22 protein-coding genes and 1 riboswitch are annotated in these 21,404 nt (G+C 71.3%); of the genes, 6 read left to right on the top strand and 16 right to left on the bottom strand.

Annotated elements, in window-relative coordinates:
- Positions 1–32: 32 nt before the first annotated feature.
- On the bottom strand, positions 33–785 hold the full coding sequence (locus ACZ3IJ_RS29715; RefSeq protein ID WP_467473095.1) for an MBL fold metallo-hydrolase: 753 nt from the start codon (positions 783–785) through the stop codon (positions 33–35).
- A 188-nt stretch (positions 786–973) separates the two neighbouring features.
- On the opposite strand from ACZ3IJ_RS29715, the gene ACZ3IJ_RS29710 reads away from it, so the two are divergent.
- Positions 974–1,513 carry a type II toxin-antitoxin system PemK/MazF family toxin gene (locus ACZ3IJ_RS29710; RefSeq protein WP_467473093.1) on the top strand — a complete coding sequence of 180 codons (540 nt, stop codon included), beginning with the start codon at positions 974–976 and terminating at the stop codon, positions 1,511–1,513.
- A 23-nt stretch (positions 1,514–1,536) separates the two neighbouring features.
- Here ACZ3IJ_RS29710 and ACZ3IJ_RS29705 read toward each other — a convergent pair whose 3' ends face one another.
- The 10 genes from ACZ3IJ_RS29705 to clpS all read right to left on the bottom strand — a co-directional run bounded on the left by ACZ3IJ_RS29705 (position 1,537) and on the right by clpS (position 9,223).
- Positions 1,537–2,487, bottom strand: a complete 951-nt coding sequence (locus ACZ3IJ_RS29705) for a PLP-dependent cysteine synthase family protein (RefSeq protein WP_467473091.1) — start codon at positions 2,485–2,487, stop codon at positions 1,537–1,539.
- A gap of 5 nt (positions 2,488–2,492) precedes the next feature.
- Positions 2,493–2,771 (bottom strand): MoaD/ThiS family protein, encoded by a 279-nt coding sequence (locus ACZ3IJ_RS29700; RefSeq protein ID WP_467473089.1) that lies wholly within the window; start codon positions 2,769–2,771, stop codon positions 2,493–2,495.
- A 103-nt stretch (positions 2,772–2,874) separates the two neighbouring features.
- Positions 2,875–2,973, bottom strand: coding sequence for a putative leader peptide (locus ACZ3IJ_RS29695; protein WP_352187453.1), 99 nt, complete (start codon positions 2,971–2,973; stop codon positions 2,875–2,877).
- 44 nt (positions 2,974–3,017) lie between these two features.
- The gene (locus ACZ3IJ_RS29690) at positions 3,018–3,803 is read right to left on the bottom strand and encodes an ABC transporter ATP-binding protein (RefSeq protein ID WP_467473088.1); all 786 of its coding nucleotides are present in this window, start codon (positions 3,801–3,803) and stop codon (positions 3,018–3,020) included.
- A complete protein-coding gene (locus ACZ3IJ_RS29685) occupies positions 3,800–4,909 on the bottom strand; it encodes a FecCD family ABC transporter permease (RefSeq protein ID WP_467473086.1) in 1,110 nt (369 codons plus the stop codon). Before ACZ3IJ_RS29685 ends, ACZ3IJ_RS29690 begins: the two co-directional genes overlap by 4 nt.
- Positions 4,906–5,880 carry an ABC transporter substrate-binding protein gene (locus ACZ3IJ_RS29680; RefSeq protein WP_467473084.1) on the bottom strand — a complete coding sequence of 325 codons (975 nt, stop codon included), beginning with the start codon at positions 5,878–5,880 and terminating at the stop codon, positions 4,906–4,908. Before ACZ3IJ_RS29680 ends, ACZ3IJ_RS29685 begins: the two co-directional genes overlap by 4 nt.
- An 8-nt stretch (positions 5,881–5,888) precedes the next feature.
- Positions 5,889–6,039, bottom strand: a riboswitch (adenosylcobalamin (AdoCbl) riboswitch).
- Between the two features lie 7 nt (positions 6,040–6,046).
- A complete protein-coding gene (locus ACZ3IJ_RS29675) occupies positions 6,047–6,475 on the bottom strand; it encodes a M67 family metallopeptidase (protein WP_467473081.1) in 429 nt (142 codons plus the stop codon).
- A 76-nt stretch (positions 6,476–6,551) separates the two neighbouring features.
- Complete coding sequence (locus tag ACZ3IJ_RS29670; RefSeq protein WP_467473079.1) at positions 6,552–8,003, bottom strand: amino acid permease; 1,452 nt, start codon at positions 8,001–8,003, stop codon at positions 6,552–6,554.
- Between the two features lie 330 nt (positions 8,004–8,333).
- On the bottom strand, positions 8,334–8,918 hold the full coding sequence (locus ACZ3IJ_RS29665; protein ID WP_467473077.1) for a DUF2017 domain-containing protein: 585 nt from the start codon (positions 8,916–8,918) through the stop codon (positions 8,334–8,336).
- Positions 8,918–9,223 (bottom strand): ATP-dependent Clp protease adapter ClpS, encoded by a 306-nt coding sequence (clpS, locus tag ACZ3IJ_RS29660; protein ID WP_352187447.1) that lies wholly within the window; start codon positions 9,221–9,223, stop codon positions 8,918–8,920. The genes ACZ3IJ_RS29665 and clpS overlap by 1 nt, the downstream gene beginning before the upstream one ends.
- Before the next feature lie 100 nt (positions 9,224–9,323).
- Between clpS and ACZ3IJ_RS29655 the strand changes: the two genes are divergently transcribed.
- A complete protein-coding gene (locus ACZ3IJ_RS29655; RefSeq protein WP_467473076.1) occupies positions 9,324–10,652 on the top strand; it encodes a nicotinate phosphoribosyltransferase in 1,329 nt (442 codons plus the stop codon).
- Between the two features lie 110 nt (positions 10,653–10,762).
- Positions 10,763–11,350 carry an isochorismatase family protein gene (locus tag ACZ3IJ_RS29650; RefSeq protein WP_467473074.1) on the top strand — a complete coding sequence of 196 codons (588 nt, stop codon included), beginning with the start codon at positions 10,763–10,765 and terminating at the stop codon, positions 11,348–11,350.
- Positions 11,351–11,386: 36 nt separating this feature from the next.
- On the opposite strand, the gene ACZ3IJ_RS29645 is transcribed toward ACZ3IJ_RS29650, so the two are convergent.
- Complete coding sequence (locus ACZ3IJ_RS29645) at positions 11,387–11,692, bottom strand: hypothetical protein (RefSeq protein ID WP_352187444.1); 306 nt, start codon at positions 11,690–11,692, stop codon at positions 11,387–11,389.
- Positions 11,693–11,817: 125 nt separating this feature from the next.
- Positions 11,818–14,253, bottom strand: a complete 2,436-nt coding sequence (locus ACZ3IJ_RS29640) for an immune inhibitor A domain-containing protein (RefSeq protein WP_467473072.1) — start codon at positions 14,251–14,253, stop codon at positions 11,818–11,820.
- 368 nt (positions 14,254–14,621) lie between these two features.
- On the opposite strand from ACZ3IJ_RS29640, the gene ACZ3IJ_RS29635 reads away from it, so the two are divergent.
- The gene (locus ACZ3IJ_RS29635) at positions 14,622–14,897 is read left to right on the top strand and encodes a hypothetical protein (RefSeq protein ID WP_467473070.1); all 276 of its coding nucleotides are present in this window, start codon (positions 14,622–14,624) and stop codon (positions 14,895–14,897) included.
- A 23-nt stretch (positions 14,898–14,920) separates the two neighbouring features.
- Here the strand turns inward: ACZ3IJ_RS29635 and ACZ3IJ_RS29630 are convergent, their stop codons facing one another.
- Positions 14,921–15,694: an RDD family protein gene (locus ACZ3IJ_RS29630; RefSeq protein WP_467473068.1), complete on the bottom strand. Its 774-nt coding sequence runs from the start codon at positions 15,692–15,694 to the stop codon at positions 14,921–14,923.
- Between the two features lie 87 nt (positions 15,695–15,781).
- Entirely contained in the window at positions 15,782–17,407 is a 1,626-nt protein-coding gene (locus tag ACZ3IJ_RS29625; protein WP_467473066.1) for an RDD family protein, read from the bottom strand.
- 282 nt (positions 17,408–17,689) lie between these two features.
- Between ACZ3IJ_RS29625 and ACZ3IJ_RS29620 the strand changes: the two genes are divergently transcribed.
- Entirely contained in the window at positions 17,690–18,181 is a 492-nt protein-coding gene (locus ACZ3IJ_RS29620) for an SsgA family sporulation/cell division regulator (protein WP_467473064.1), read from the top strand.
- 53 nt (positions 18,182–18,234) lie between these two features.
- Here the strand turns inward: ACZ3IJ_RS29620 and ACZ3IJ_RS29615 are convergent, their stop codons facing one another.
- The gene (locus ACZ3IJ_RS29615; protein WP_467473062.1) at positions 18,235–19,614 is read right to left on the bottom strand and encodes an FAD-binding oxidoreductase; all 1,380 of its coding nucleotides are present in this window, start codon (positions 19,612–19,614) and stop codon (positions 18,235–18,237) included.
- 87 nt (positions 19,615–19,701) lie between these two features.
- Between ACZ3IJ_RS29615 and ACZ3IJ_RS29610 the strand changes: the two genes are divergently transcribed.
- Positions 19,702–21,234, top strand: coding sequence for a tetratricopeptide repeat protein (locus ACZ3IJ_RS29610; protein ID WP_467473060.1), 1,533 nt, complete (start codon positions 19,702–19,704; stop codon positions 21,232–21,234).
- Positions 21,235–21,404: the final 170 nt, after the last annotated feature.

The following is a 21,404-nucleotide window of genomic DNA, read 5'->3' as shown; positions in this document are numbered from 1 at the left end:
CCCTTCCCGTACGCGCGGTATCCCTCAGGTGCTCAGACCTCGTAGACCGCGCCCGCGTACGCCAGCTCCGACGGCCCGTCGTACACCGCCCGGGCGTCCGCCAGGTTCTGCCGGCCGTCCGTCCACGGCGGGATGTGCGTGAGCACCAGCCTGCCCACCGAGGAGCGGGCCGCCTCCGCGCCCGCCTCGCGGCCGTTGAGGTGGAGGGCCGGGATGTCCTCCTTGCCGTGCGTGAAGGACGCCTCGCACAGGAAGAGGTCCGCACCGTCCGCGAGTTGGTGCAGGGATGCGCAGACCCCCGTGTCGCCGGAGTACGTGAGCGTCCGGCCGCCGTGCTCGATGCGGATGCCGTACGCCTCCACCGGGTGGCACACCTTCTCCGTCCGGACGGAGAACGGGCCCAGCTCGAAGGTCCCGGACCTCAGGGTCCGGAAGTCGAACACCTCACTCATCGACTTGTCCGAGGGGGTGTCGGCGTACGCCGTGGTCAGGCGCTGTTCGGCGCCCTCCGGGGCGAAGACCGGGATCGCGTCGCAGCGTCCGCCCTCGTGGCGGTAGTAGCGGGCCACGAAGTATCCGCACATGTCGATGCAGTGGTCGGCGTGGAGGTGGCTGAGGAAGATGGCGTCGAGGTCGTACAGACCGATGTGGCGCTGCAGCTCGCCGAGGGCGCCGTTGCCCATGTCGAGGAGCAGCCGGAAGCCGTCGGCCTCTACGAGGTAGCTCGAGCAGGCCGAGTCCGCGGACGGGAACGACCCGGAGCAGCCGACGACGGTGAGCTTCATGGAGCGTGAACCTCCGAGGGCGGAGAGCGGCGGGGGAGGTCTTGCGATGCGTCGAGCGTAAGGCGCGTCGCGCTCCGTCGCTCCTCCGTGGCGGCCCGTTGTGGGCGAACTCACGGGCTCTGTCACCGGTTCGGATGGAACTGGGGCGAGAGGGCGCGGGGTACGTGCGGACGGTAACGTCGTGGGCTATGGACACGTCCTGGTGGCCGGCGCTCGTCGCGGTCGTGGTGATCGCGCTGGTCGCGGCGGTGGTGGACGGCCGGAAGCGCTCGGGCAGGCGGCGGCCCGACGGCCGTACGGGCGCTTCGGGAGGCCGGAGCCGTACGCCGGGAGGCCGCGGTCGCGCGCCGGGAGGCCGTACGCGGCCGCCCGCGCGGCCGGGCGCGCCCGCGAAAGCACCGTCGAAGGCGCCCGCGCGGCTCCCCCGTGCGGGCGAGATCTGGTGGGCGGACGTGCCCTACGAGGACGGGCCGGGATCCAAGGACCGGCCCTGCCTGGTGCTGGCGCTGCGCAGGAACTCCGCGCTGGTCGCCAAGATCACGAGCAGGTACCACGACGAGCGGCAGGGGGTCATCGCGCTGCCGCCGGGGTCCGTGGGAGACGCGCAGGGACGGCCGAGCTTCCTGGAGACGGACGAGCTGCGGGAGGTCCCGGTGGCGGAGTTCCGCCGCAGAGTAGGAACGGCGGACCCGGTCGTATGGGACCAGGTCCGCCATCTGGCCACCTGAACGGGTGGCGACCTGAACACGCCCTAGGCCCAGAGCTGGCCCTGGACCGTCTCGATCGCCTCTTCGGTCGTCGCCGCCGTGTAGAGGCCGGTCGAGAGGTACTTCCAGCCGCCGTCCGCGACGACGAAGGCGATGTCCGCGCTCTCCCCCGCCTTCAGCGCCTTCGCGCCGACGCCGATGGCCGCGTGGAGCGCCGCGCCCGTGGAGACGCCGGCGAAGATGCCCTCCTGCTGGAGGAGTTCCCGGGTGCGGGTGACCGCGTCGGCGGAGCCGACCGAGAAGCGGGTGGTGAGGACCGAGGCGTCGTACAGCTCGGGGACGAAGCCCTCGTCGAGGTTGCGCAGCCCGTAGACGAGGTCGTCGTACCGCGGCTCGGCGGCGACGATCTTGACGTCGGGCTTGTGCTCGCGCAGGTAGCGGCCGACGCCCATGAGGGTGCCGGTGGTGCCGAGGCCCGCCACGAAGTGGGTGATGGAGGGCAGGTCGGCGAGGATCTCGGGGCCGGTGGTGGCGTAGTGGGCGCCCGCGTTGTCGGGGTTGCCGTACTGGTAGAGCATCACCCAGGAGGGGTTCTCCGCCGCGATCTCCTTGGCGACCCGTACGGCCGTGTTCGACCCGCCGGCCGCGGGGGACGAGATGATCTCGGCGCCCCACATGGCGAGCAGCTGGCGACGCTCCTCACTGGTGTTCTCCGGCATGACGCAGACGATGCGGTAGCCCTTGAGCTTGGCCGCCATCGCCAGCGAGATGCCGGTGTTGCCGCTGGTCGGCTCCAGGATGGTGCAGCCGGGGGTGAGCCGGCCGTCCTTCTCGGCCTGCTCGATCATGTGGAGCGCGGGGCGGTCCTTGACCGAGCCGGTCGGGTTGCGGTCCTCCAGCTTGGCCCAGATGCGGACGTCGTCCGACGGGGAGAGCCGGGGCAGGCGGACCAGGGGCGTGTTGCCGACCGCCGCGAGCGGGGAGTCGTAACGCATGTGGATCAGACCATGCCGCCGGCCACGGCCGGCAGGATCGTGACGTTGTCGCCGTCGGCCAGCTTGGTGTCGATGCCGTCGAGGAAGCGGACGTCCTCGTCGTTGAGGTACACGTTGACGAAGCGGCGCAGCTGGCCGTTGTCCACGATGCGGGCCTCGATCCCGGCGTGGCGCGTCTCCAGGTCGGCGAAGAGCTGGGCGAGCGTCTCACCGGTGCCCTCGACGGCCTTCTGGCCGTCGGTGTAGGTGCGGAGGATGGTCGGGATGCGGACCTCGATGGCCATGGCGTGGGCTCCTGTTTTCGGGAGTCGGGAGTGGCGTGGAAGGCGCGCGGCTGTCGGCCCCCGCGCGGGGTGGTGCTGCTGGGTGCGCCGTGGGCGCACCTGCTCACATCGCGCTGGCGAAACGGCACAGGTCGACGTGCAGTCGCGCCACGAGCAGCGCGCTGCCCGGCGTCGTCACTTCGCTCACGTCGTGGGAAACCATGCGGTCATCGTATCGATTCCCGGTCCGGGTTTCGGAATGTGATCTCACATGACGGACGGTTCGTGCTCGACTGGCGGACCTGGCAGGTAGAAGACGGTCGGTGTGCCGGTCCGCGGATGCGGGATGACCTCGGCTTCCACGCCGTACACCGCCCTGAACAGGGCCGGGGTGAGAACGCCGGCGGGCGTCCCCTCGGCGACGACGCGGCCGCGCTCCAGGACGTAGAGGCGGTCGCAGTAGGCGGCCGCGAGGTTGAGGTCGTGCAGGGCGAGGAGGTTGGTGGTTCCCAAGTCCCTTACGAGACGCAGGACTTCGAGCTGGTAGCGGATGTCGAGGTGGTTGGTGGGCTCGTCCAGGACGAGCAGCGCCGGCTCCTGGACGAGGGTACGGGCGACGAGGGCGCGCTGGCGTTCGCCGCCGGAAAGGGTGGGGTAGGGCCGGTCGGCCAGCTCGGCGATGCCGACCCGGGCCAGGGCGCTCTCGGCGCGGGCCAGGTCGGAGGCGTCGTCGCCCTCCCAGAAGCGCTTGTGCGGGGAGCGGCCGAGGGCGACGAGCTCGCGGACGGTCAGCTCGAACTCGGTGGCGCCCTCCTGCGGGACGACTCCGATCCGGCGGGCGCGCGCCCTGGGGCCGAGGGCGGTCAGGTCGTCGCCGTCGAGGAGGGCGCGGCCCGCGGTGGGGGTGAGGGTGCCGTAGACGCAGCGCAGGAGGGTGGTCTTGCCGCTGCCGTTGGGGCCGACGAGCCCGACGGTCTCGCCGGGGCGGGCGGTGAGGTCGGCGTCGCGCAGTCGCGTCCCGTACGAGAGTCGCTGGAGGCGCAGTTCGGTCATACCGGGCTCCCTTCCGCGCGGCGGCGCATGAGCCAGAGGAAGAACGGACCGCCGGTGAGGGCGGTGAGGACGCCGACGGGGATGTCCTGGGGCGCGGCGACGGTACGGGCGGCGAGGTCGGCGAGGATCAGGGCGAGCGCGCCGCCGAGCGCGGCGACCGGCAGGAGGCGGCGGTGCGGCGCGCCGACGGCCATGCGGGCGGCGTGCGGGACCATCAGGCCGACGAAGCCGACGGCTCCGCTGACGGAGACCATGACGGCGGTGACGAGGGAGGCCAGGACGAAGACGACGGCGCGGAAGCGGGCGGTGTCCAGGCCGAGGACGGTCGCGCCCTCCTCGCCGACGAGGAGCAGGTCCAGGGGGCGGGCGAGGGTGAGCAGGGCGGCGACGCCGAGGACGAGGACGGCGGCGGGCAGGGCGAGGGTGTCCCAGCGGGCGCTGCCGAGGCCGCCGAGGGACCAGAACATCGCCTCCTGGAAGTGTTCGGGGCGGCCCGCGAGGACGAGGAGCAGGGTGGTCAGCGCGGAGAGGATGTACGAGACGGCGACGCCGGCGAGGACGAGCCGGGAGCCGGTCATCGTGGAGCCGCGGCGGGCGAGCGCGTAGACGAGGACCAGGGCGAGCAGGGCGCCGGCGAAGGCCCCGGCGGGCATGGCGACGGTGGTGGTGATCCCGCCGCCGACGCCGAGGACGAGCACGAGGACGGCCCCGGTGGACGCTCCCGAGGAGATGCCCAGGAGGAAGGGGTCGGCGAGGCGGTTGCGGACGAGGGCCTGGAGGACGGCGCCGACGACGGCGAGCCCGGCGCCGACGACCGCGCCGAGCAGGACGCGCGGCAGCCGGACGTCGAGCACGATCGTGCGGTACGGGGAGGGGGCGGCGCGGCCGGTGAGGATCTCGGTGACCGCGCCCACGGGTATCCGTACCGACCCGAGTGCGACCCCGGCGACGACGGCTGCCGCGAGCGCGGCGACCAGCCCCCCGAGGACGAGTGCGAACCGCCCGCGCCCGGCCGGCGCCGGAGCGGCCGGGGCCCGGCCCTCGGGGGCCGTGTCCCGTTCCGCTCCGGCGGCCGGGGACGGGGGCGGGGACGAGGTGGCGGTCATCGGGTCGGGTGGAGCTGGGTGGCGAGCTTCTCGATCGCCGCGGGGACCCGGACACCGAGGACGGCGTCGGAGAGCGGCAGGACGGCGAAGCGGCGGTTCTTGACCGCCGGGACGTCCTGGAGGGCCGGGTCGTCGAGGAGGCGCTTCTTCTTCTGTTCGACGGTCGTGGAGCCGTAGTCGTAGATGACGATCACCTCCGGCTTGCGGGCGACGACCTGCTCCCAGGTCGCGTCCCCGAAGGGCTTGCCGAGGTCGGCGAAGACGTTCCGGCCGCCCGCGAGGGAGATCAGCTCGTTGCCGATTCCCTTGCCTCCGGCGGTGAACGCGGTCTTGTCGCCGCTGTCGTAGACGAACACCGGGACAGGGGTGACCCCGTCGAGCCTCTGCCCGGTCGCCGTGACCGTCTTCTTCGCCCCGGCCGTCCACTCCGTGCCGCGTTCGGGGACGCCGAAGGTCCGGGCCACCTCGTCGACCTCGCGGTACAGGTCGGCGAGGGAGGAGGCGCCGGAGGGGCAGTACTCCATGTTCAGGCGGGTGTTGACGCCCGCCGCCTTCAGGTCGTCCCGGGCGCGTCCGGCCTTCGCGTCGAAGGCGCTGGAGTAGCCGCCGTAGACGAAGTCGGGGTTCGCGGCGAGCAGGGCCTCCTTGGAGGGGTACTCCTTGGCGAGGACCGGCAATGAGTCGTACGCCTTCTTGTACGCGGGCAGGATCCGGTCGTCGAGGTAGGCCGTGCCGACGAGGGACTTCTCCAGGCCGAGGGCGAGCATCACCTCGGTGACGTGCTGGTTCATGGTGACGACCCGCTGCGGCGGTGCCTGGTAGGTCGTCTTCACACCGCAGTTGGAGACGGTGTACGGGAACCCCGGTGCGGCCTTGGCGGCGGGGGCGTCCTTCTCAGCGGGGGCCGCGCAGGCCGCGAGCAGCGGGACGAGGGCGGCGGCGGGCAGCAGGGTACGACGGGGCCAGGTCATGGCGGACGAGCCTCCTCCGGGGATTTCCACGTCCCCAGTCGGTGGTGAGAGGCGGCAGGTCAGTTCCTGGCTTCCGGCCCCCGGAGGGGCCGGTCACAGTGGCGGGACCGTGCCGGATTCGCACCGGCTTCCTGGGTCCTGCCGCCCTGATGGTCGCGTCAGTGTCTCAGACGCCGTACTCCTCGACGACCTTCACGTCCTCCTCGGTCACGACGCCCTCGACGATCCGGTAGGAGCGGAACTGGAAGGGGCCCGCGCCGTCGGTGTCGGCGGTGGAGACGAGGACGTAGTGCGCGCCGGGCTCGTTGGCGTACGTGATGTCGGTACGGGACGGGTAGGCCTCGGTGGCGGTGTGCGAGTGGTAGACGATCACGGGCTCCTCGTCCCGGTCGTCCATCTCGCGGTAGAGCTTGAGGAGGTCGGCGGAGTCGAACTCGTAGAACGTGGGCGAGCGCGCCGCGTTCAGCATCGGGATGAACCGCTCGGGGCGGCCGCTGCCGGCGGGACCCGCGACCACGCCGCAGGCCTCGTCGGGGTGGTCCGCGCGGGAGTGTTCCACGATCTGGTCGTACAGGGCCCGGGTGATGGTCAGCATGTCCGACAGGATAAGCAGAGGGGCCGCTCCGTACCGAGGAGTGGTACGGAGCGGCCCGAATGCTGGACAGGCCGGGTCAGGAGCGCTTGGCGAAGGCCGCGCCCTCCGGGTTGCGGGCCTTCAGGACCAGGTAGGAGACCCCGAGGATCAGGCCCCACAGCGGCGCGCAGTAGAGCGAGATCCGGGCGTCCTTGTCGATGCCCATCAGCACGATGACCATGCCGATGAAGGCGAGGGCGAAGAGGCTGCACCAGATGCCGCCGGGCGCCTTGAAGGACGACTGGGGCAGCTCGCCGCGGTCGGCCTTGCGACGGAAGCGGACCTGGCAGACCAGGATCATGATCCAGGCCCACATGCCGGAGATGGTGGCGAAGGAGACGACGTAGTTGAAGGCGTCGCCGGGCCACTGGTAGTTGATCCAGACGCCCACCATCATCAGGCCGGCCGAGAACGAGGTGCCGACCAGCGGCAGACCGTTCTTGGTGAGCTTGGTGAAGAACTTCGGGCCCTGGCCGTTGAGCGCGAGGTCGCGCAGCATGCGGCCGGTGGAGTACATGCCCGAGTTGCAGGAGGAGAGCGCGGCGGTCAGGACGACGAAGTTCACGATCGCGGCGCCGACGCCGAGGCCCATCTTCTCGAAGGCCGCGACGAACGGGGATACGCCCGGCTGGAAGTGGGTCCACGGGACGACCGACAGGATCATGATCAGCGCGCCGACGTAGAAGACGGCGATGCGCCACGGCACGGTGTTGATGGCCTTGGGCAGGACGGTCTTCGGGTCCTTGGACTCGCCCGCCGTGACGCCGACCAGCTCGACGGCGAGGAAGGCGAACATGACCATCTGCAGGGTCATCAGGGTGGAGCCGATGCCCTTGGGGAAGAAGCCGCCCTCGGACCACAGCAGGGTCATGGAGGCGGTGTCACCGGCGTCGGAGAAGCCGATGGTGAGGATGCCGGCGCAGATGAGGATCATGCCGACGATCGCGGTGACCTTGACCATCGAGAACCAGAACTCGAGCTCGCCGAAGAGCTTGACGGAGATCAGGTTCGCGAGGAACAGCACGACCGTGAAGATCAGGGCGAACACCCATTGCGGCTGATTGAGCACGCCGTCGGTGTTCTTGGTCCAGTACTGCATGTACTCGGAGGCGGCGGTCACTTCGGTGATGCCGGTGACGACCCAGAAGAGCCAGTACGTCCAGCCGGTCACGAAGCCCGCGAAGGGGCCGATGAACTCCCGCGCGTACTCCGAGAAGGAGCCGGACACGGGGCGGTACATGAGGAGCTCGCCGAGCGCCCGCATGATGAAGAAGATGACGAGGCCCGCGATGGCGTACGCGAGGATCAGGCTGGGCCCCGCTTTGGAGATGCCCTTGCCCGCGCCCAGGAAGAGGCCCGTGCCGATGGCGCCGCCGATCGCGATCATCTGGATCTGGCGGGCGCCGAGTGCCCGGTGATAACCCTCGCCGTCGGCGGAGTCCGCGGCCTCACTGCCGTCGTGCTGCTTGTCGACCTGCACTGAGGTCATGGTGGTGCGCCTTTCTCCATGCTGTTCCGCGCCGACTGCGTCTGACTGCGGATCAGGTCCTGATCCCCCCGGATATGGATGGAGTGCTACCGGCGGTCAGCCGGCCGAAGCGCCCCCGGGAACAGGGGTGGCGTCCCCGGGCGGTCGTGAAGATTTATCACGGGGGAAACAGTGATCGAGGAGGGGGAATGTGGCGCACACCACATGAAAAAGCGGACAAAGGCCACTCAAGAGGACCAGTGAGAAGACTTCTTTGACGTATTCGTTATGCGGATTTGAGTGTCCGCTGAGCGAACGACGCACTACCGGCCGGTATCGGGGCGGCGAGTATCAGGCCCCGGACATCAGCGTCTCGACGAGTGACTCCTGAAGCGCGCCGAGCCAGAGGTATGCCATCACCATCGGCTTGCGCGGATCGGAGTCGGGCAGCCGGTACAGCTCGCCGCTCTCGTCCTCGTCGGTGACCTCCAGACGGGTCCCGATGGTCAGCCGGAGGTCGTTGAGCGCACCCAGCCACGAGCGGGACTCGTCGGGGGTGAGCTTGAGGACGACCCCGCCCTCGTCGTCCGAGGCGAGCCCGTCGAGGCTGCGGATCACCGCGAGGGCGTCCTGCCGCTTGCGGGCGCGCAGGTCGTTCTCGGTGTAGCGGCGGAAGTCGGCGGCGGCCGCGCGCAGCTCCTCGTCCTCGTCCCCGTACGCGTCGGGGAAGAGGCGCTTGAGCGCCGGGTCGCTCGGGGGCTCGCTCGGACCCTCGGCGAAGAGCGCGGCGAGCGGGTCCTCGCCCTCGACGGGTTCGTCGCCCGGCCCGAGCAGCTCCATGAGCTGGACGGCGAGGGAGCGCAGGATGGAGATCTCGACCTCGTCGAGCGCGACGGCGGCACCGCCGCCGGGCAGGGCCGCGAAGCGTCCGGCCATCAGCCGCGGTCCTGGGTGAGGGTCGCCCACAGCCCGTATCCGTGCATCGCCTGCACGTCGCGCTCCATCTCCTCGCGCGTCCCGCTGGAGACCACCGCGCGGCCCTTGTTGTGCACGTCGAGCATCAGCTTGTGCGCCTTGTCCTTGGAGTAACCGAAGTACGCCTGGAAGACGTAGGTCACATAGCTCATCAGATTGACCGGATCGTTGTGGACGAGAGTCACCCACGGCACGTCGGGCTCGACGACGGCGAAGGTCTCTTCGGCCGATTCGGTGCGTTCGATCTCAATAGGCGCGACGCTCACTTACCCCATGCTGCCACCTCAGGTGGGGCGTCGCACAAACGGGTCAGCCCGCGAGCCGAGAAATCGTCAGAGTGACGATTTCTGCGGTAGCATCGCTGACATGAACGCTGCGGACCTTGGGCTCCCGGTGGACGTACCGTCGACCGCGCTCTTCACCGATCAGTACGAGCTGACCATGCTGCAGGCGGCCCTCAGGGCCGGCACCGCCGACCGGCGCTCCGTCTTCGAGGTCTTCACCCGCCGGCTGCCCGAGGGGCGGCGCTACGGAGTGGTGGCCGGCACCGGACGGGTCCTCGACGCGGTGGAGAACTTCCGCTTCGACACGGACGTGCTCGGATTCCTGCGGGAGCAGGGCATCGTCGACGAGCCGACGCTGGCCTACCTGGCCGGCTACCGCTTCTCGGGCGACATCTGGGGCTACCCGGAGGGCGAGGTGTACTTCCCCGGCTCCCCGATCCTGCGGGTCGAGGGCTCCTTCGCCGAGTGCGTGCTCCTGGAGACCGTGATCCTGTCGATCCTCAACCACGACTCGGCCATCGCGGCGGCGGCCTCCCGGATGTCGGGCGCGGCCGGCGGCCGGCGGCTGATCGAGATGGGCGCCCGGCGCACCCACGAGCTGGCGGCCGTCGCCTCGGCGCGGGCGGCCTACGTCGGCGGCTTCGACTCCACCTCGGACCTCGCGGCCGGCTTCCGCTACAACATCCCGACCGTCGGCACCTCCGCGCACGCCTTCACCCTTCTGCACGACAGCGAGCGGGACGCCTTCCAGGCACAGGTCACCTCGCTGGGGCGCGGCACGACGCTGCTCGTCGACACCTACGACGTGGCCGAGGCCGTCCGTACCGCCGTCGAGGTGGCCGGCCCGGAGCTCGGGGCCGTACGGATCGACTCCGGGGACCTGCTGCTCGTGGCCCACCGGGTCCGGGCGCAGCTCGACGAGCTGGGCGCCACGGACACCAAGATCGTGGTCACCTCGGACCTGGACGAGTACGCCATCGCGTCGCTGGCGGCCGCGCCGGTCGACGCGTACGGCGTGGGCACGCAGCTCGTCACCGGCAGCGGCCACCCGACCTGCTCGATGGTCTACAAGCTCGTCGCCCGCGCCCGGTCGGCGGACCCGAAGGCTCCGCTGACGGCGGTGGCGAAGAAGTCGGTCGCGGGCAAGGCGTCGGTCGGCGGCCGCAAGTGGGCGGCGCGGCGGGTGGACGCGGAGGGCGTGGCCGAGGCGGAGGTCCTCGGCACCGGACCGGTGCCCGCCGGACTCGCCGACCGTCAGCTCCTCGTGGAGCTGGTCAAGGGCGGCGACGTAGTGGCACGGGAGCCGCTGGAGGCGGCGCGGGCGCGGCACTTCACGGCACGGGCCGCGCTGCCGATGTCGGCGATCCAGCTCTCCCGCGGCGAGCCGGTGCTGCCCACCGAGTACGTGTAACACCCTGCGAGGCCCCCTCCCGAAGGGAGGGGGAAGTCTCTAGGCTCGATGCCGTTCCCCGTGTCGACACCCCACCGTTCCCCCCGCCGGCCCACCGAAGGACACCCGCCATGCACCGCGCATTGATCGTCGTGGACGTTCAGAACGACTTCTGCGAGGGCGGCAGCCTCGCGGTGGCGGGGGGAGCGGACGTCGCCGCCGCCATCACCGACCTGGTCGGCGAGGCGGCGGGCGCGGCGTACCAGCACGTGGTGGCCACCCGTGACCACCACGTCGCCCCGGGGGACCACTTCTCCGACACCCCCGACTACGTGACGTCCTGGCCCGTGCACTGCGTCGCCGGTACGGAGGGCGTGGGCTTCCACCCGAACTTCGCGCCCGCCGTCGCCTCCGGCGCGATCGACGCCGTCTTCGACAAGGGGGCGTACGACGCGGCGTACAGCGGCTTCGAGGGGCGCGACGAGAACGGCGTCCCGCTCGCCGAGTGGCTGCGCGCGCACGAGGTGACCGAGGTCGACGTGGTGGGCATCGCGACGGACCACTGCGTACGGGCGACGGCGCTGGACTCGGCGCGCGAGGGCTTCCGTACGCAGGTCCTCCTCGACCTCACGGCGGGCGTCGCGAAGGAGACGACGGAACGGGCCCTGGAGGAGCTGCGCGGCGCGGGTGTCGAGCTCACGGGCAAGCCCGTCGTCTAGCCGGACGTCCCGCGGGCGCGCGGGCGGCCGGACGCCCTAGGAGGCCGTGGGCAGGGTCCGTATCGAGTGCCACAGCTCCTGGGTCGTGCTCGTCGTGGAGCGCCACAGGAGGCCGTCCGGGTGGTGCAGGACGGCGGTGATCTCGTCGGGCGTCGGCGGCTCCGCGTTGCCCCGGAGGTAGACCGCCCGCAGGCCCAGGTTCCGCAGCCGGGTCAGGGCGCGGGCGCGGTTGGCGGCGTGGACCAGGAAGCGGACCGTGACCCCGTCGCCCGCCGGGCTCGGGAGCCCTATCGCGACGACGACGCTCCCACCTGGCAACTTGCAGAAACCTCCACCGGGCATGCCGGAACCACTCCCCCTGTGCGTTTACTGTCAATAAGAACTTGGTCAGAGGCACCTAAACACGATCGGCCGCCGCCCGCTAGAGGGCGACGGCCGATCATGCTTTGACCTGCGGTGATGCAGATCTACTTCTGCGACGGACCCACCTGGACGGTCATCGTCTGGCCGTCCTTCGGCTCCTTGACGACCGCGATCTTGGTGTTGGTGTCAGTTACCTGGACACCGGCGCGCTCGGTCTGGGTGTACCAGTACGTGCCCCGTCGGTCGTCGAAGACCGGGACGCCGGGCTGCGACTTCACCCACGCCGGCACGCCCGCCTTGTGCAGCCGGATCGCGTCGGTGCGGTAGGTGCCGAACGTCGAGTCGTACGCCTGGACACGGTTGCGCATCAGGGTGCCGTCGGCGTTCTTCAGCGGCGTCGGGTGCGCGTCGATCGGAAGGATCAGACCCTGGCCGGGGTGGACGGCCGTGTTGTTGTCCTTCTGCGACGTGTCCCACTGCCAGATGAGCAGACCGTTCTGGTACGGGTAGTGCTCGACCCAGCTCGCCTTGTCACCCGTGAACCCGAAGTTGTACGGGCCGACCTTGAGGGTCGCGTCGTACGAGACGTACTGGCGGTTCTCCGCGATGTAGTACTGCTCGTACTCCTTCGTGAAGCCCTTGCCGATCCGCGAGAAGCCCTTCGCCGTCCAGCCGTTGTCGCCGTTCTCGACGTTGTCCGAGAAGACGGTGGCACCGTCGGCGGTCAGCGTGATGGCGTCGGCCGCGAAGCCCTTGCCGCCGGCGCCGCCGTCCGTCTGGTAGCGGAAGCGGAGGTCGAACTTCTTGCCCGCGTAGGCGTCGAGCGGGAAGACGAGCGGCTTGTACGCACCGGAGACGTCGGTCAGCGCCGGGGCGCCACTCGCGTCGCGGGGCAGCGGCTTGCCGTCCACCGTGCCGTCCAGGGCGGTCCAGTTGGCGCCGCCGTCGGTGGACACCTCGGTGTAGAGGTAGTCGTAGTCCAGCTCGATGTCGTACCAGCCCTTGAGCTCCAGGGTGGCCTTCGACTTGCCGGTCAGGTCGACGGAGCGGGTCAGGGTGTTCTTGAGGTCGTCACCCATGTCGCTCCACCACTGCGTGGCACCCTCGGCGGGCGCGACGACATCGGTGGTGACCTTCTTCTTCGGCAGCTCGACGACGAGCGCCTGGGGGTTCTTGGTGTTGTACTCGGCCACGCCCAGCTTGTGGGTGGACTTCGTACCACGCTGCTCGTTGCTCACCTTGGTGTAGTTGAGCCAGCCGAGCTGCAGCTTGTCCCAGGCGTTCATGTCGCCGGGCAGGTCGCCGATGGAGTCCTTGCCCCGGCCGAGCCAGGAGCCGGAGGACATCAGGGACCAGAAACCGGTCGAGTTCTCGGCGCCGGCCTTGCCCGAGGTGTCGTACAGGTCGGGCAGACCGAGGTCGTGACCGTACTCGTGGGCGAAGACGCCGAGGCCGCCGTTCTCGGGCTGCATCGTGTAGTCGCCGACCCAGACGCCGGTGTTGCCGACCTGCGTGCCGCCGGACTTGTTGTTCGACGGTCCGGTCTTGCCCGCGTCCGTGCCGTACGCGTACCAGCGGTGGGCCCACAGGGCGTCGCCGCCCTGGACGCCGCCGCCCGCCGACTCGTCCTCGCCCGCGTGGACGATCTGGAAGTGGTCGATGTAGCCGTCGGCCTCGTTGAAGTTGCCGTCGGCGTCGAAGTCGTACCGGTCCCACTGGTCGTACTGCGCGATGTCGGCCTTGATCTGGGCGTCGGTGCGGCCCTTGGCCTTCTGGTCCGCGGTCCAGGCGGTGACACCGTCGCGGACGGCGTCCCAGACGTTGGCGCAGTTGCTGTTGCCGCAGTAGTTCGAGCCGTAACGGGCCTCGTTGTACTCGACCTTGACCCAGTCCGAGACACCGCCCTCGACCGAGTACCGGCCGGAGGAGGTCTTCTCGTAGTACGTCTTCAGGGACTCCTTCGGCTGGCCCTTCTTGTCCTTGCCGGTGCCGAAGTACAGGTCCTGGAAGTGCTGCTGGTTGTAGTCCTTCTGCCAGGCCGTCGAGTTGTCCTTCGAGCGGTCCGGCTGGGCTATCTGGTTGTGCAGCGGGCCGGGCGTGCCGCCGAACTTCGGCTTCGGCTCGTCCGTCTCGTCGTCGGCGCGGTCGACCAGGGTGGTGTTGTCCACCTTGTCGCCGAACTCCACGAGGATCGTGAAGATCTTGTCCGTCTTCTCACGGCCCAGCTCGACGTACTTCTTGCTGTCGAGCTTGACGACCTGGGAGCCCCCGCGGCGCTCGACCTTGCTCTCGCCGCTCAGCACCTGCTCCAGAGCAGCCTTGCGCTGCTGCTCCTGCTGCTTGCTGTACGGTCCCTCGAGATCGTGGTCGACCGCCGTCTTGTCGACACCTGCACCCGGAGCCGGGTCGTGGCGCTCGATCGAGGCCGGTGCGCCCGGTCCCCTGTCGTCGGCGAAAGCGAAGGTCGAGGCGCTCGCGGCGGTGGCCGCGAGCGCCACGACGACTGCGGACGCTCTGATCGCCCGTCGTCTGTTGGTCACTTGATGATTCCTCCCCGGCGCCCGCGACCGCGCGGACCGAGGGTGGGGTGTCCGCGGGCGGGGTCGCGCGTCACAAGTGACGACATTCGACCGGAGTTACGAGAGAAAAGACAGACCTTGACTTGAACAGGCCAACTGCACTATGCAGGAGTCGTTTTCCGTTATCCGGACGGCAACCGGGCGCACCCGAAGAGGTCGTTGGAAGAAACGATGACTCCATGCGCCCCCCGTGCATCCACACCGTGGGTTAGGTCACGCTTACTACCCGTTTCGCTCGGGCATCCAGCATCGTAGAGTCGCTCGCCGGGGGTCCTCCGGCGCCAGCCAGGGGGAGCGACGAGCCGATGCTTCGAGGGACGGAACCCGTCATGCCGCGTCCGAACGCCGCACAGCTCGCCTACGGTTCGGCCACCGTCGTCTTCTCGACCGTCGCCCTGCTGCTGCTGTCCCGCACCACGAACGCGCTGGGGATCGTCGTCATCAGCGCCGCCGGACTGCTGCTCGGGCTGCTGGTCACGGTGACCATGCCGGTCCACCGCAGGCCCGCCGCCCCGGCACCCGTGCCACCACTCCCCCGGACGGACGAGATCCGGGTACCGGCCGCCCGCGTCGGTGCGGGGGCCGATTCCCGGATCGGCACGTGACGCCGGCGCCGTAGCCGCCCCGGCTACTGCGGGACCGACACCACCACGGTCTTGGCCGCCTTGTCGTGCAGGCCCTGCTTGTAGGGCTTGTCGACCAGGATCAGGATGAGCAGGAGCAGCGGCCACAGGCAGGCACAGCAGATCAGCGCGGGCAGCCAGAGCACGACCGCGCGGATCAGCGAGGCGTTCGTCGGCGGTGTGGAGCCGTCGTTGAGCATCGCGACGCGCAGCTTCAGCCACTTCTTGCCGAGCGTCTGGCCGCTGTTCGCCACCATCAGGGTGTCGTAGGCGACATACGCCACGATGGTGATGAGCTGGAAGACGAGACCGCTGCCCGTGCTGGTCGCCGTGATGGTGTCACCGAAGTCGTCGCCGTCGGTCGCCCGGTCGTAGATGTTGAACGGGATGCCGATGAGGGCGAGCGGGATGGCGACGATCAGCCAGTCGATGATCCGGGCGAGGATGCGCTTGCCGGAGTCGGCGAGCGGCGGCATCCCGGCCAGCGGATCCACACCCCCGTAACCGCCCCCGCCGCCGTAGGGCTGGGAGCCGTACGGCGGGGGCGGCGGCGGCATGTTGTCGTACGGAGAACCGGGCGGCGGACCCCCGGGAGGAGGACCCCCCGGCGGCGGACCCTCGGGAGGAGGGCCGCCCGGCGGCGGCGTCCCCTCGGGGGGTGGCGGCTGACTCCCGCTCCCGTACGGAGAGCCCCCCGACGGCGGCGAGGGCTCCTGCGGCTTCTTGACGAACGGGTCGTCCTCGGGCGGCTGGCCGGACGTCGGCTGGTCGTTGCTCATGGGGGCAGTGCATCCCGCGTGGCAGGGCCCCGCAATCGATCGCCGACCGTTCGGGGGACCGCCGTACGGGTCCCCCGGGGGCGGCCGTTAGCCGGCCACGAAGGTGTGGGCCGCCTTGTCGTGCCAGCACTGACGCCAGGGGCGGTCGAAGAGACACCACAGGACGTTCAGGACACCGAGGACGAGGAGTCCGAGCACGCTGTAGACGAGCCAGCGGCGCAGGGCCGCGCCGAACGTCGGCGGCTCGTGCGCCTCGATGTCCCGCACCTGGAGACCGCAGAGCTTCTTGCCGAGCGTACGGCCCCACTTGGCCGTGGGCAGCGCCTCGTACAGCACGCCGAGGACGAGGAGTGCGCCGAGCGCGATCCCGAAGTTGAGCGAGGTGGTGCCGTCCAGGAGCCAGACCTGGACGGTGACACCGGACTGCTTGGCCGCCTCGATCTTGGCGTCGATGTGGTCGAGCGCCGCCATGACGAAGGGGAAGGACGCGCCGCCGGCGAGCGCGCCGAGGACGAGGGTGTCGATGAACCGGGCGACCAGGCGCTTGCCGAGCCCGGCCGGGCGGGCGGCGGCCTGGGCACGGGCGGCCTGGAGGAACGGGTCCTCGACGGGCGGCTTCCAGGGCAGGACCGGCTGCTCCTGGTCGGCGGTCTGCGGGTGCTGGGCCTGCGGGGTCTGCTGGGCCTGCGGGGAGTGCTGGGCCTGCGGGGTCTGCTGGGCCTGCGGGGTCTGCTGGGCCTGCGGGGTCTGCTGGTGTGCCGCCGGGGCCGCGGCCGCCGCGGGCTGCGCCAGCTGGTGGACCTGCTGGGGCCACGAGGGGGCCCCGCCGCCGGGACCCGCGGTGACGGGGGCGGGTGCGGAGGCCGCTGGGGAGGGGGCGGGGTTCTGCGCCTGGGGCTGGGGCTGGGGCTGGCCGGGCACGTGCGGGAGGGGAGCCGGGGAGGGCTGCGCCCCGCCTCCCTGAGGGGCCCTGAGGGCCTGCGGTCCCTGCGGCACGTGCGCGTCACGCGTACCCTGCGGGCTCTGGGGGCCCTGCGGGCTCTGGGCGTTCTGCGGGGAGGCCGGTGCGCCCTGCGGTGGGAGCGCCCGGATCGTCATCGTGCCCTCCGGCACGGGCGCCTGACCGTCCGTCTTCGTCTGCCGCACGCCGGGCAGCGCGCCGCCCGTCGGGTCGGCGGCGGACGCCGGAGTGACCGGCATCCCGCCCAGCCGGGCCTGCGGACCGGACGGCCCGGCCGGCTTGGGCTCGGGGTCCGCGGCGCGGGCGGCGGCGACCCGGGGATCCTGCGCCGCCTGCTCGGCCTCGGGCGAGCCCCAGGAGACCCTGCGGTCCCGGTCGCCGCCGAACCCGGTCTGCCGCGAGACGTCCGCCTGCCATGCCGAGGCCGGCTCGGGCTCGGGCGCGGCGGCGGGCTCCTCGTCGAGGAAGACGGGTCCCGTCTCCTCCACGGCGGGCACGGGGGCCGGCGACGAGACGACGGGCGCCGGCGAGGAGACCACGGGCGCGGGCGAGGGGTTCGGGGCCAGGGCCGGACCCGGCGGCATCGCCGAGACCGGGGCCGCCGGAGGGAGTTCACCCTCACGGGGGGCCGGCCTGCTCGTCCCGGGCACCCAGGCGCCCCCGTTCCAGTACCGGATGTATCCGGGAATGGAGGGGTCCGGGTAGTACCCGGCCTGCGGTACCTCCCCGCCGGCTCCAGGAGGAGTAGCCACTGCCCCGACTCCGTTCCGTGACGACGCTTCTACGACCTCGGGCCCACGGGCCCAAGGAGGACAGTAACGAAGAACGGCGCCACAAGAAGAAAGAGGCCGCGAGAAACCTGCCTTCGAGCGACATACCCACAGAACCCGCCACTCACCGTCACGCTCGGGCCGACGGTCCCCTCGGAGAACTCCCGAAAAAACTTCTCCGAAGTCGCGTAATGGCGGGCCGCCGTCGCGCTCTCTCCGGGTGCGGGCCCGCCCCGGGCCCCGTACAGGGAGAGGACGTCAGCCATGCAGAACACCGAGAACACCGTCGTCGAGCGCGAGCTGGAGCTGAAGCTGGTGCTGTCGCCCGAGCGCTCCATCCCCGTCCCCGCGCGGCTCGCCTACCGCACCGACGACCCTTACGCCGTGCACATCACGTTCCACGTCGGTTCGGAGTACCCCGTCAACTGGACGTTCGCCCGCGAGTTGCTCGTCGAGGGTGTCTTCCGGCCCTGCGGCCACGGCGACGTCCGGATCTGGCCCACCAAGGTCGACGGCCGCGACGTCGTCCTCATGGCGCTCTCCTCCCCCGACGGCGACGCGCTGCTGGAGGCGCCGTCCGCGCAGGTCTCCGCCTGGCTGGAGCGGACCCTGCGCGCCGTCCCGCCGGGCACCGAGTCCGAGCAGCTCGGCATCGACGAGGGGCTCGTCGAGCTGCTGGCCACCACCTCGGTCGCCGACGACCTCTGGCTGCACGACCCGTGGCCGTCGGACGAGTCGCAGGACGGTGAGGCGTGAGGGGAGCAGTGAGGTACGGCGTGAGGTACGGCGTGAACGGAGCGGCGAAGAGATCAGAAGAGCTTTCCGGGGTTCAGGATCCCGAGCGGGTCGAAGGTCCGCTTGATGCCCTGCTGCAGCTCCACGCCCACCGGTCCCAACTCCTGCGCCAGCCAGTCCTTCTTCAGGGTGCCCACGCCGTGCTCGCCGGTGATCGTGCCGCCGAGTTCGAGTCCGAGCGCCATGATCTCGTCGAAGGACTCCCGCGCCCGCCGCGACTCGTCCTCGTCCGCGTGGTCGAAGCAGACCACGGGGTGGGTGTTCCCGTCGCCCGCGTGCGCGCAGACACCGATGGTCAGGTCGTACTTCGCGGCGATGGCGGCCGTCCCGTCGAGCATCGCGGCCAGTTTCGTCCGCGGTACGCAGACGTCGTCGATCATCGTCGCGGACTTGATCGTCTCCAGGGCGGTCAGGGAGAGCCGGCGCGCCTGGAGGAGGAGATCGGACTCGGCCGCGGACTCGGCCGGTACGACCTCGGTGGCCCCGGCCGCCCTGCACAGCTCGCCGACGGCGGCCAGATCGGCCGCGGGGTCGGGGGTGTCGAAGGCACACAGGAGGAGCGCTTCGGTGGTGTTGGGCAGCCCCATGTTCGCCATCGCGTTGACGGCGCGGATGGTGGTGCCGTCCATCAGCTCCAGCAGAGACGGCGTATGGCCGCGCTCCATGATCGCGCAGACGGCCTCGCAGGCGGCCGCCGATGAGGGGAACTCGGCGGCGAGCGCGAGCTGCTGGGGCGGCTGCGGGCGGAGCGCGAGGGTCGCGCCGACGATGATGCCGAGGCTGCCCTCCGAGCCGACGAAGAGCCGGGTCAGGTCGTATCCGGCGACGCCCTTGGCGGTGCGGCGGCCGGTGGAGAGCAGCCGCCCGTCGGCGAGGACGACGTCGAGGCCGAGGACGTACTCGGCCGTCACCCCGTACTTCACACAGCACAGGCCGCCGGACGCGGTGCCGATGTTCCCGCCGATGGTGCACGTCTCCCAGCTGGAGGGGTCCGGCGGGTAGGAGAGGCCGTGCTCGTTGACCGCGCGGGACAGGACGGCGTTGACCACGCCGGGTTCCACGACCGCGATCCGGTCGACCGGGTTGACCTCCAGGATCCGGTCCATCCTGACCAGCGAGAGCACGATGCAGCCCTCTGAGGCGTTGGCGGCCCCGGACAGGCCGGTGCGCGCGCCCTGGGGGACGACCGGGACGCGCAGCGCGGTCGCGGTGCGCATGACGTGCTGGACCTGCTCGACCGTGCGCGGGAGGACGACGGCAGCGGGGGTGCCGGCCGTGCAGAAGCTCGCCATGTCGTGGGTGTAGGAGGCGGTGACGTCCGGGTCGGTGATCAGCGCCTCTGCGGGCAGACCCGCGCGCAGGTCCGCGTGGAGCCGCGTCAGAAGATCGTCCATGCGTCCAGCCTGGCACCCGGGGCCATCGGTGTGAACCCGCCGTCGTGGTCCTTCGTGTGCTCTTCGTACAGGCGCACAGTGAGCGGCATGAAGACGGAGAACGTGTCGAGAGCGGTCCTGGCCGCGGGGGTGGGTGCGGTGCTCGCGGCGACGGCGCTGCTGTACGCCCCCGATCTCGCACCCGGTCTGTTCGGCGACGGGAAGCGGCCCGCCCCCGGTCCCGCGGAGCGCGCGGTGATCGCGGCGAACGCCGGGGCGCAGGCCTCGCTGCCCGACCTGGGAGCGCTGATCGGCGACCGTGAGAAGTGGCTGAAGGACCATCCGGCGGACGAGGTGTCGTGGGCCGTGCTCGGGGCGGCGTACACCGAGCGGGGCGTGCGGCTCGGCGACGTGACGTACTACCCGCGGGCCGAGCGGGCCCTGAACCGTTCCCTGGAGGTACGGCCCGCCTCACGCGGGAACCTCGACGCGCAGCTGGGGCTCGGCGCCCTGGCCAACGCTCGGGGCGACTGGCGGACGGCCAGGACCTGGGGCGAGGCGGTGCGCGCGAAGGCCCCGAAGCGCTGGCCGGTGTACCCGGTGCTGATCGACGCGTACAACGGGCTCGGCGACTACAAGTCCGCCCAGCAGGCCCTTTCGGCCCTGGAGGAGCTGCACTCGGGTGCGGCGGTGAGCACGAGGGTCGCGCAGGGGTACCGCAACCGGGGCTGGCGCGAGGACGCGGCGGTGGCGGCGCTCGACGCGGTGGCGCGGGCGGAGACCGGCGCGGAGAAGGCGGCGGCGTACGCGCGGCTCGGGGATCTGGCGTGGGAACGGGGCGAGCCGGAGGAGGCGGTGACCCAGTACGGGTCGGCCCTGCGTCTCGTGAGGGACCACGGGCCGTCGCTCGCCGGACGGGGCCGGGCACTCGCGGCGCTGCACCGCACGGACGAGGCGATGCTCGACTACCGGGCGGCGCTCGCGCGGCTGCCCCGGCCCGAGTACGTCCTGGAGGCGGGCGAGCTGTACGAGTCGCTGGGCCTGGACGGCGAGGCGCACGCGCAGTACGAGCTGTTGCGGTCGGGGTCCTGGCCCGGCGGGGAGGTCGCCCTCGGCCTGTTCGAGGCGGACCACGGCGACCCGGCGGCGGCGGTGCGGACGCTGCGGGCGGAGTGGGCGCGCGGGCACCGGTCGGTGCAGATGGCGGACGCGCTGGGGTGGGCGCTCTTCCGGGCCGGGAAGCCGAAGGAGGCGCTGGAGTACGCGAAGAGGGCGACGGACGAGGGGCTGCGCAGCGCGCTCTTCGCGTACCACCGGGGGGAGATCGAGCGGGCGGTGGCGGAGTACGGGCCGGCGCGCCGGCATCTGGCGGAGGCGCTGCGGATCAATCCGGAGTTCTCGCCGCTGCTGGCACCGAGGGCGAGGCAGTCGGTCCGCGAACTGGGCGACCCCCCGGACACCCTCCCGGAAGAACTCCGCGAGTCCCCTCCTGAGCCCCCGAACGCCTCGGAAGCGCCGCCGACGGCGAAGGCACCGGCTACACCCGTTGCGGGTAATCGTTCCGCCGGGGCGGCAGGGGGGTCGCCTCGGACGGAGTCCGGGGAAGGGTGGGCACAACCCACGACGGCGCCGCACCCGTAGGCACCGCAGGCACGGGGAGCCTGGGCCCGGCAAGGGCACCGTCCCGTGTGCCCACCCTCCCCCAGACTCCGTCCGGGGGGGACCCGCGACCGGGACGGCGCGGACCGCGGGCAGTGCGGAGCCCCCACGCCCCGGCGGGACGATTACCCACACGGGGGGGCACGCAGGTA

The sequence above is a fragment of the Streptomyces sp. NPDC013317 genome (assembly GCF_055563155.1).
Note: the sequence above shows the minus strand (reverse complement) of the source record. Positions and strands in the feature narration are given on the sequence as shown.

Bases quoted from the DNA above. Each gene is read 5' to 3' on its own strand.
- ACZ3IJ_RS29715 (WP_467473095.1), bottom strand. From the start codon at position 785: ATGAAGCTCACCGTCGTCGGCTGCTCCGGGTCGTTCCCGTCCGCGGAC.
- ACZ3IJ_RS29710 (WP_467473093.1), top strand. From the start codon at position 974: ATGGACACGTCCTGGTGGCCGGCGCTCGTCGCGGTCGTGGTGATCGCG.
- ACZ3IJ_RS29705 (WP_467473091.1), bottom strand. From the start codon at position 2,487: ATGCGTTACGACTCCCCGCTCGCGGCGGTCGGCAACACGCCCCTGGTC.
- ACZ3IJ_RS29700 (WP_467473089.1), bottom strand. From the start codon at position 2,771: ATGGCCATCGAGGTCCGCATCCCGACCATCCTCCGCACCTACACCGAC.
- ACZ3IJ_RS29695 (WP_352187453.1), bottom strand. From the start codon at position 2,973: ATGGTTTCCCACGACGTGAGCGAAGTGACGACGCCGGGCAGCGCGCTG.
- ACZ3IJ_RS29690 (WP_467473088.1), bottom strand. From the start codon at position 3,803: ATGACCGAACTGCGCCTCCAGCGACTCTCGTACGGGACGCGACTGCGC.
- ACZ3IJ_RS29685 (WP_467473086.1), bottom strand. From the start codon at position 4,909: ATGACCGCCACCTCGTCCCCGCCCCCGTCCCCGGCCGCCGGAGCGGAA.
- ACZ3IJ_RS29680 (WP_467473084.1), bottom strand. From the start codon at position 5,880: ATGACCTGGCCCCGTCGTACCCTGCTGCCCGCCGCCGCCCTCGTCCCG.
- ACZ3IJ_RS29675 (WP_467473081.1), bottom strand. From the start codon at position 6,475: ATGCTGACCATCACCCGGGCCCTGTACGACCAGATCGTGGAACACTCC.
- ACZ3IJ_RS29670 (WP_467473079.1), bottom strand. From the start codon at position 8,003: ATGACCTCAGTGCAGGTCGACAAGCAGCACGACGGCAGTGAGGCCGCG.
- ACZ3IJ_RS29665 (WP_467473077.1), bottom strand. From the start codon at position 8,918: ATGGCCGGACGCTTCGCGGCCCTGCCCGGCGGCGGTGCCGCCGTCGCG.
- ACZ3IJ_RS29655 (WP_467473076.1), top strand. From the start codon at position 9,324: ATGAACGCTGCGGACCTTGGGCTCCCGGTGGACGTACCGTCGACCGCG.
- ACZ3IJ_RS29650 (WP_467473074.1), top strand. From the start codon at position 10,763: ATGCACCGCGCATTGATCGTCGTGGACGTTCAGAACGACTTCTGCGAG.
- ACZ3IJ_RS29645 (WP_352187444.1), bottom strand. From the start codon at position 11,692: ATGCCCGGTGGAGGTTTCTGCAAGTTGCCAGGTGGGAGCGTCGTCGTC.
- ACZ3IJ_RS29635 (WP_467473070.1), top strand. From the start codon at position 14,622: ATGCCGCGTCCGAACGCCGCACAGCTCGCCTACGGTTCGGCCACCGTC.
- ACZ3IJ_RS29630 (WP_467473068.1), bottom strand. From the start codon at position 15,694: ATGAGCAACGACCAGCCGACGTCCGGCCAGCCGCCCGAGGACGACCCG.
- ACZ3IJ_RS29620 (WP_467473064.1), top strand. From the start codon at position 17,690: ATGCAGAACACCGAGAACACCGTCGTCGAGCGCGAGCTGGAGCTGAAG.
- ACZ3IJ_RS29615 (WP_467473062.1), bottom strand. From the start codon at position 19,614: ATGGACGATCTTCTGACGCGGCTCCACGCGGACCTGCGCGCGGGTCTG.
- ACZ3IJ_RS29610 (WP_467473060.1), top strand. From the start codon at position 19,702: ATGAAGACGGAGAACGTGTCGAGAGCGGTCCTGGCCGCGGGGGTGGGT.